Below are 5,947 nucleotides of genomic sequence, written 5' to 3' on the forward strand. Positions count from 1 at the left end.
GCGCGGTCGCGAGGTCGGCCGGGCGCAGCGCGGGCAGATCGGCCTGCAGCGCGCCGACGACGCACCGCGGGTCCCGCGCCCGCAGCAGGCCGGCCCCGTACTCCAGCGCCGGGTTCAGCCCCGGCAGCCCGCGCTCGTCCACGCACTCCACCCCCAACGGGCGCAGCGCCACCGGCACCCGCTCGTCCTCGCACACCACGAGCACCCGCCGCACGCCCGGCGCGGCGCTCGCCGCGGTCACCGTGTCCAGCAGCAGCGCGAGCACCAGCTCGGGATGCCCGCGCACCGCGCCCCGCAGTCGCGACTTGGCGTGGTCCAGGCGCTTGACTGGAACGATGAGGTCCACCACCCGGTCCATCTTCCACGAAGGGCGCACCTGGCAGACTCAGTACTGGCCATACCGGACAGGCAGCGAGTCGGCCGCCGGTGTCTGGACTGAGGAGCAGCGCAGGGAGCGAGCGCCAGCGAGCGACCGAGCAGCGGACGAGGGAAGGCACCGGATCAAGGCCGCGAGCCGCCCGAGCGAGGAACGAGCGAGGGCAATTTGAGCAGAGAGAAGGGTGGCTTCTGGGTCGGACTTACAGCCGTGTTCTTCTACCCGCTGAGCTGGATCGGCAAGATGATCCAGCACGGCAACGAGCGGATCCCGCGCGAGGGCGGGGTGCTGCTGGTGATGAACCACGTCTCGCACTTCGACCCGGTCGTGGACGGCGTGTTCGTGCACAAGAACAAGCGGGTGCCGCGGATCCTGTCCAAGGAGTCCGTGCTCCGGATGCCGATCTTCGGCCGGATGGCCAGGGGCGTCGGCACGATCCCGGTCTACCGCGGCACCTCGGACGCGCGGGCCAGCCTGTCCGCCGCGATCGACGCGCTCGCCGAGGGCAAGCTGGTGGTCATCTATCCAGAAGGGACGATCACCAAGGACCCGGATGGCTGGCCGATGTACCCGCGCACCGGCGTGGCCCGGCTGGCGCTGGAGGTCGACGTTCCGGTGATCCCGGTGGCCCGCTACGGCACCCAGGCGATCCTCAACGGCTACACCAAGAAGTTCCGCCCGTTCCCGCGCAAGCCGGTCCACTTCAACGTGGGCGAGCCGATCGACCTGTCGGCCTACCGCGGCAAGCCGGTCACCCCGGAGCTGCTCCGCGAGGTCACCCACCTGATCATGGATCGGATCCGGGACCTGGTCGCCGAGATCCGCGACGAGAAGCCGCCGACGGAGTTCTTCCGGCCCCCGACGCCCGCCGATCCCTCCGCGGACGAGGAGCGCGCGAGCTGATGGCGCAGCATCCGCCGCGATTCGCCGTCCTGGGCTCGGGCTCGTGGGGCACGGCGTTCGCCAAGGTGCTCGCCGACGCGGGCTGCGAGGTGACGCTGTGGGCCCGCAGGCGCGAGGTGGCCGACGCGATCGAGGAGCGCAGGGAGAACCCGGACTACCTTCCCGGCGTACGGCTTCCGGACCGGCTGGTGTCCACATCGGACCCTCGGCTGGCGCTCGACGGCGCCACCGCCGTGGTGCTCGCGGTGCCCAGCCAGACGCTGCGGCACAACCTCACCGCGTGGCGGAGCCTGATCAAGCCGGACGCCATGTTCATCAGCCTCGCCAAGGGGGTGGAGCTCGGCACGCTCAAGCGGATGAGCGAGGTGATCATCGAGGTCACCGGCGTCGAGGAGAACCAGGTGGCCGTGGTGTCCGGGCCGAACCTCGCCCAGGAGATCGCCGCCGAGCAGCCGACCGCGACCGTGATCGCCTGCACCGAGCACGCCCGCGCGGTCGAGCTGCAGCACGCGTGCACCACCGGCTACTTCCGGCCGTACACGATCACCGACGTGATCGGCTGCGAGCTCGGCGGCGCGTGCAAGAACGTGATCGCGCTGTCCTGCGGCATGGCCGCCGGGCTCGGGTACGGCAGCAACACGCAGGGCACGCTGATCACCCGCGGGCTGGCCGAGACCGCCCGGCTGGGCGCCGCGCTCGGCGCGGACCCGCTCACCCTCGCCGGGCTGGCCGGCCTCGGCGACCTGGTGGCCACCTGCCTGTCACCGCTGTCGCGCAACCGCGTGTTCGGCGAGCGCCTCGGCCGGGGCCAGACGCCGGCCCAGGCCCTCGCCGCCACGCACGGTCAGGTGGCCGAGGGCGTCAAGTCCTGCTCGGCCATCCGCGAGCTGGCCCTCAAGCACGGCGTCGAGATGCCGATCACCGAGGTCGTGCACCGGGTCTGCCACGACGGCTTCGACCCGCGGGAGATGGCCGCGGACCTGATCGGCCGCAAGACCAAGCCGGAGCGCCAGTAGCGGTCAGATCACCACGTTGACGAACGGATGCATGCTCGGCTTCTGCGACCCGCCGGCCGGCTCTTCCGTCAGCCCGATGCTGGCGGCCTGCCCGAGCCCGGTCACCTCGACCCGCTCGCCGGCCAGCAGCCCGGCCGGCTTCGGATCACCGTCGCCGAGCAGCCAGGCCTGGTAGACCTTGCCGCCGTCCGGCGGAGGCATCCCGTCGGTCAGCACCAGGGCCCGGCCTTGACTACGAGAGGACAACACGGTCGCCGTCCCGCCACGGCTCGATTCACCGGTGGTCACCTTGGCGTCACCTGCCTCCAGGATCGATGCGATCTGCGCGGCCCGTTGCTCGCTCCGGTCGGCCGCCTGCCGAGCCTGCACGAGCAGCACGCCCAGCACTGCCGCCGCGACGAGCAGCACCGCCGCCGCCGCCGTGGTCAACCGCAGCGCCCACCGGCCGCGGACCACCGGGCCGACCAGTGCCACCTCGGGCGGGAGCTGCCGCACCCGGGTGATGTCGCCCAGCACCCGGTCCTTGAGCGCGGGCGGCGGCATGGCGGCCGCGGCGGTGCCGAGCCGGACCGCGGTCTCACGCAGCTCGCGAACCTCCTGCGCGCAGGACGGGCAGGCGGCCAGGTGCCGCTCGAACTCGGCGCGCTCGAGGTCGGTCACGGCGTCCAACGCGTAGGCGCCGGTCAGGGCGTGCACGTCGGGGCTCATCGGGTCACCCCCAAACAGTCGCGGAGCCGGATCAACCCGTCCCGAAGCCTGGTCTTGACGGTCCCCAGCGGAGTGCCCAGCAGCTCACCCACCTCACGGTAGGTGCGGCCGCCGTAATACGCCAACATGATCGACTCCCGCTGCACGTCGGTGAGCGTGGACAGGCAGCGCCGCACCTGCTCGTGCTCCAGCCGCATCGTCACCTGCTCGGCCACCTCGTCGAACGGCCGGGCGGCCGCGCCGCGCGCCACCCGGTCCTCCCGGTCGGTGGCCGACTGCGCGGACCGCACCCGGTCGACGGCTCGCCGGTGCGCGAGCGTCATCGCCCAGGTCATCGCGCTGCCCTTGCCGGGCGAATACCGCGTGGCCGTCCGCCACAGCTCCACCATGACCTCCTGGACGACCTCCTCGGACTGCGCCGGATCCCGCACGACCCGCCGCACCAGCCCGAACACCGGGCCGATCAGCAGGTCGTAGAGCCGTTCGAAGGCGGCCTCGTCCCCCCTTGCCACCCGTTGTAAGAGCTCGTCGGCGTCCGGACCGGCCCCGGCCCCGCCCGCGGTGGGCACACGACGCACACGTTCGCGCATGAGGTTCTGCTCCCGCACCTGAGACACCCCTGGATGTGGTCGGTGTTTACCGGGTGATTCGGAGCCGCGGCACCCCCGGATGGGCCTATTTGCCACCAATCCGTTCGGCCATCCGCCTCGAACACCGACCGGAGTGCGACCGACTAGGAGGAATCCCCGAATGACCTCGACCCCGCTTCGGACCAGCTCGGTCAACCGGCTGGCCGGCTACGCCTTCGGCGCCGTCTACCTGCTCGTCGGCCTCGTCGGCTTCGCGATCACCACCGGCGTCGGCCTCGCCGACACGCACGGCAAGCACCTGATCATCTTCGAGCTCAACCCGCTGCACAACATCGTCCACATCGCGATCGGCCTGCTCCTCGGCTTCGCCGCCTACCGCGGCGCCGCCGCTGCGTCTGTGGCGAACTCCCTGGTGGGCGGGGTGTATCTGCTGGTCGGCATCCTCGGCCTGTTCCTCACCGACTCGGCGATCAACATCCTGGCGATCAACCACCCGGACAACGCCCTGCACCTCGCCTCCGCCCTGGTCCTTCTCGGCGTCGGCCTCAGCAAGAGGTAGCCCGGGTTCGGTTGTCGCGACTTGACCCGCCGCTCGGCGCATGGTTCGCTTCCGCGCATGGTGCGCGCCATGACCGAGCGGCGGGGTCACATCGACCTCAGCCTGGTCGCCAGCGCGCTGTGTCCGACCTTCTCGTGAAGCGACGGTCGTCAAGCAATCCGCAAGGTTGCCTCAACTTCTTCTCGAGAAGGTTGTCCCATGTTCGCCGTACCACCCAATACGGTCGCGTTGTCCGGCACCCCGGCGTCCGCGCACCCGGCGCTCATCGCCCGGGAGCTGGCGGCGAACCCCGACCGCTGGCGGCACCTGCTGCACTTTCACACCGACGAGCGGTTCACCACGCGCCTCGAGCGGACCGACCGGCAGGAGATCTGGCTGATGACCTGGCTGCCGGGTCAGTGCACCGAGCTGCACAACCACGGCGGGGCGACCGGCGCGTTCACCGTGGTGTCCGGGGCGCTCACCGAGTACGTCGCGCGGGCGTCGGGTGCCGAGCGGCCGCGGCACACCGTGCACCGGGCCGTGGCCGGGCAGTCGCGCGTGTTCGGCCCCGGCTACGTGCACCGGGTGCGCAACGAGGGACCCGAGCCCGCGGTGAGCATCCACGTCTACCGCCCGGCCCGGCTGCCCATGATCCAGTACCGGGTCGAGGCGGTCGACGAGCTGCGCAGGGTCGTCTAGGCCGGGCCGACGCGCGCCTTGACGTGCTCGGGCGCCTCGTCGTGCGCGCGCAGCAGCGGGCACGGCTCGGGGGCGCCCCACTCCTGGCGCAGCGGGAGCACGCCGGCCCACACGGCGTCGGCCTCGACGTCGTAGTCCTCGTCGGCCGGCGGCCCCGAGCGGATCTTCACGGCCGCCTCGGTGAGGTCCATCGCGAGCACCGCGGTGGCGGCCAGCTCCTTGGCGTTGGGCTCGCGGGCGTAGCCCCATGATCCGGGGGCCAGGTGCTCGGCGAGCGCGCGCAGCGCGTCCAGCTTGGCCTGCCGGTCGACGATCAGCCGGGCCTGCCCGTGGATCACCGCGGAGCGGTAGTTCATCGAGTGGTGGAACATGGACCGGGCGTAGATCACCCCGTCCACCAGCGTGACGTTGACGCACACCTCGGCGCCCTCCGCGGCGTTGCGCAGGCTGCGCGCGCCGGTCGAGCCGTGCAGGTAGAGCGTGTTGCCGTCGCGGGCGTACCCGGTCGGCAGCACGACGGGGGCGCCGTCGTGGACATACGCCAGGTGGCAGACGAGGCCGGCGTCGAGCACGGCGTACAGCGCCGCCCGCTCGGTCACCGCACGCTCCTTGACCCGGTTGATCCTGCTCCTGGCGGTCGGTGAGAGAGGAGTCGTGGTCACCCGACCAGCCTCACGGCTGACAGTGGCATGCTTGAATAGCCACAACTGTCCGAATATGAAAGGCCACTTGTCGCTCTATGGTCCAGACCCCCGCGCTTCCACTGACGCTCGACCGCGGGTCCGCCACCCCGCTGGCCGTCCAGCTCGCCGAGGAGCTGCGCACCGCCGCCGGTGACGGGCGGCTGCGCAGCGGCGACCGGCTGCCGTCCACCCGCGCGCTGGCCGCCCAGCTCAAGGTGAGCCGCACGGTGACCGCCGCGGCCTACGAGCAGCTGCACGCCGAGGGCTGGATCGCCGGCCGGCACGGCTCGGGCACCTACATCACCACCGCGCCGCCGGGCGCGGTCACCGCACCGGCCAAGCGCGCGCGGGCCGAGATCACGGGCACGACCGCGGTGGACCTGACGCCCGGCTCGCCGTGGGCCGGCGGCATCGACCGCGCGGCGTGGCGC

The 5,947-nt window shown here is 72.0% G+C and carries 8 protein-coding genes and 1 pseudogene; 5 read left to right on the forward strand and 4 right to left on the reverse strand.

The annotated features are described in order from the left end of the window. Window positions 1-346: pseudogene (locus VGX25_RS16755) on the reverse strand (2-phospho-L-lactate guanylyltransferase); the annotation flags it as partial. A 198-nt stretch (window positions 347-544) separates the two neighbouring features. Between VGX25_RS16755 and VGX25_RS16760 the strand changes: the two are divergent. Continuing rightward, window positions 545-1,279: a lysophospholipid acyltransferase family protein gene (locus tag VGX25_RS16760; protein WP_326918728.1), complete on the forward strand. Its 735-nt coding sequence runs from the start codon at window positions 545-547 to the stop codon at window positions 1,277-1,279. Continuing rightward, window positions 1,279-2,295 carry an NAD(P)H-dependent glycerol-3-phosphate dehydrogenase gene (locus tag VGX25_RS16765; RefSeq protein ID WP_326918729.1) on the forward strand — a complete coding sequence of 339 codons (1,017 nt, stop codon included), beginning with the start codon at window positions 1,279-1,281 and terminating at the stop codon, window positions 2,293-2,295. Before VGX25_RS16760 ends, VGX25_RS16765 begins: the two co-directional genes overlap by 1 nt. Before the next feature lie 3 nt (window positions 2,296-2,298). Here the strand turns inward: VGX25_RS16765 and VGX25_RS16770 are convergent, their stop codons facing one another. Both VGX25_RS16770 and sigK read right to left on the reverse strand, forming a co-directional pair. Next, window positions 2,299-3,003 (reverse strand): anti-sigma factor, encoded by a 705-nt coding sequence (locus VGX25_RS16770; protein ID WP_326918730.1) that lies wholly within the window; start codon window positions 3,001-3,003, stop codon window positions 2,299-2,301. Then, window positions 3,000-3,593 carry an ECF RNA polymerase sigma factor SigK gene (gene sigK, locus VGX25_RS16775; protein ID WP_326918731.1) on the reverse strand — a complete coding sequence of 198 codons (594 nt, stop codon included), beginning with the start codon at window positions 3,591-3,593 and terminating at the stop codon, window positions 3,000-3,002. The genes VGX25_RS16770 and sigK overlap by 4 nt, the downstream gene beginning before the upstream one ends. Before the next feature lie 160 nt (window positions 3,594-3,753). On the opposite strand from sigK, the gene VGX25_RS16780 reads away from it, so the two are divergent. Together VGX25_RS16780 and VGX25_RS16785 are read left to right on the forward strand one after the other, a co-directional pair. Continuing rightward, a complete protein-coding gene (locus VGX25_RS16780; protein WP_326918732.1) occupies window positions 3,754-4,152 on the forward strand; it encodes a DUF4383 domain-containing protein in 399 nt (132 codons plus the stop codon). Between the two features lie 198 nt (window positions 4,153-4,350). Beyond that, window positions 4,351-4,833, forward strand: a complete 483-nt coding sequence (locus tag VGX25_RS16785; RefSeq protein WP_326918733.1) for a cysteine dioxygenase family protein — start codon at window positions 4,351-4,353, stop codon at window positions 4,831-4,833. Here the strand turns inward: VGX25_RS16785 and VGX25_RS16790 are convergent. Continuing rightward, window positions 4,830-5,495 (reverse strand): pyridoxamine 5'-phosphate oxidase family protein, encoded by a 666-nt coding sequence (locus tag VGX25_RS16790; RefSeq protein WP_326918734.1) that lies wholly within the window; start codon window positions 5,493-5,495, stop codon window positions 4,830-4,832. The two genes, VGX25_RS16785 and VGX25_RS16790, sit on opposite strands and share 4 nt — an antisense overlap. Window positions 5,496-5,572: 77 nt before the next feature. Here VGX25_RS16790 and VGX25_RS16795 point away from each other — a divergent pair. Then, window positions 5,573-5,947: winged helix-turn-helix domain-containing protein (locus VGX25_RS16795; protein WP_326918735.1), on the forward strand; the 375-nt coding region annotated here is incomplete at its 3' end.

The sequence above is a fragment of the Actinophytocola sp. genome, from assembly GCF_035942955.1.
GTDB lineage: Bacteria > Actinomycetota > Actinomycetes > Mycobacteriales > Pseudonocardiaceae > DASYTH01.